This is a genomic window from Bacillus hominis (genome assembly GCF_018332515.1).
GTDB classification, from domain to species: Bacteria; Bacillota; Bacilli; order Bacillales; family Bacillaceae_G; genus Bacillus_A; species Bacillus_A hominis.
In genome coordinates, this window is the sequence record NZ_BOQD01000485.1 from 1 (window position 1) to 2,021 (window position 2,021).

Consider the following 2,021-nt stretch of genomic DNA (forward strand, 5'->3'; position numbering starts at 1 on the left):
TCCCCTCTTCTGGAGAAATCAAACTGATTGGCTCAATATCATAATTAAAAATCTTCTTTTCATATCCAATTCTTGCACGATATAAATCTTTTTTTATGTCTAAATAATTAGTTATGTCACTTTCAAATTTTTTAATTAAAGTAAAGGCTTCTCCCTCTATTTTAAATTGGTTTTCAATTTTTAACCTATTTTCGTACTCACTGATTATACTCGATACTTCTTCTTGTAAGGTTAGTCCAAAAAATCGACGATTATTGTCAGAATCAAAACCCATGTATAGTGGAATTCCATATTTTGGTTTCGAATATGAATCCTCTTCAATCAAACCTACTAAGAAATCAAGATTTTCAGGGCTTAAATAGTGATGATTTAGGATTGGATTATCCTTTTCTAAGATAATATACAACTTATCCCCACCCCAATGGTGATTATACTGTAACTCATTATAGTGTAATCTTATTAAAGCTTTTAATAAGGCGATAAACTTTTTATCCTCCTCTATATCAATCGAGCTTTCCTTTTCCCCACAGATTAAGCATTCGCTATTATCTAAAAAGCAGGTCTGCAAGTACTTTTTTAGTTCTTCATTTTTAGCGCAGTTTATACAAATACCTGTTGCTTCATCAATCATGTTTATACTCCCTTTTCATATCTAAGAATACCAAGCTTATGAACTCGAAATATATTATACTAATAATTCCCCCTAATTAAAATCTAACATTGTAATCAAAATGAAAATTTTAACATTTGGCTATACCCTTTTTTTTCAATCCGTATATAAGGTAATAGAATACTTCCTCCCTTCCTATTAATTTGAAGAAAGAATTTGTTATGTACAAGAATTTTTTTATATCCCACATATAAATTCAGAGTTAGTGATGGCATAAATATTCATGTCATAAAGAAAATCCACTATTTCCCTATTAATGATCGAGATGCAACAGTGGAGATCTCCTCTCCATCAAGCCACCTTATTTCAACATCCTTATATTCCTTTTCATTGTATATAATTATAAATTAATTTCTAGGCTCAAAAGTAATAAGCCCCTTTATGCGCTTATTACTTCATCTACACCTAGTGTTTTGAACCAACCTTTTTGATAATCAAAAAAAACATAATTCAAGGCATCACTCTTTTGAGCACTTATAAAAACAATCCCAGCTATTCCTTTACTTTTTGCACATTGAGCTATAAAATTTGGTACTAAATACTCTAAACCAGACGAAGTTTCGGCACTAAAACTACAATATTGAACTAGAGGTGATTCTATATCTGTTAAATCAATCAATTTAATATCTTCAATTAACTCCCATTCAATAATATCAACTGTAATATCTGCCCCTTTTACACATTCCGTAACAGCAATATCCTTATTATCACAAGTATATAATTCCCCTTGTCCAACGACATTAAATCTCCCATGTCCAGACACACCATATGGAGCAGAAAACATCTCATCTGAACTATACGGAATTACTCTTTTCTTTGAATCTCTAGGTCTTGCTCTATATAACACTTTATTTTGTACATTTATAATTTTGACTTGTTCTAATTCATTTAGTATTCTTTTCCCTACTTCATGTTCAAGACCTAACATAGGGTACCTAGATAAATGTAAATAAAACGATATTACTTCTTCCTTTGTGATATTCCTTAATAGATCCCCTGCCCCTATTGTACTTACTAGTGACTTAACAGGAATCTCTTCACTAGTATCTTTTTTGACAAGGTAAGTATTAACCTTATTTTCCTTAATATCATTTTCTAATTTATATTCAGATGGAGATAAACCAAAAAAGATATTACTAACATCATGTCTATTAATTTTCTTATACGGAAAAACATTTTCAATTGTTTCTTTAGGTGCTACTAAGTTTTTAAATCCACTAAGTGAGTCTCTATCCGTGAGTTTCGTTATACCTGTGATTCCATTTAACAATCCTTGATTCTTATTGATGCTATCCATGAGTTTCGTTGTACCTGTAATTCCATTTAACAACTCTTGATTCTTATTGATGCT

General features: G+C 30.5%; 2 protein-coding genes. Both read right to left on the reverse strand.

Annotated features, from left to right (window positions below):
• Positions 1 to 631, reverse strand: a 631-nt coding sequence (locus KI356_RS26645; protein ID WP_212936953.1) for a hypothetical protein, incomplete at its 3' end; no start/stop codon positions are given.
• A gap of 418 nt (positions 632 to 1,049) precedes the next feature.
• Positions 1,050 to 2,021: RES family NAD+ phosphorylase (locus KI356_RS26650; RefSeq protein WP_212936954.1), on the reverse strand; the 972-nt coding region annotated here is incomplete at its 5' end.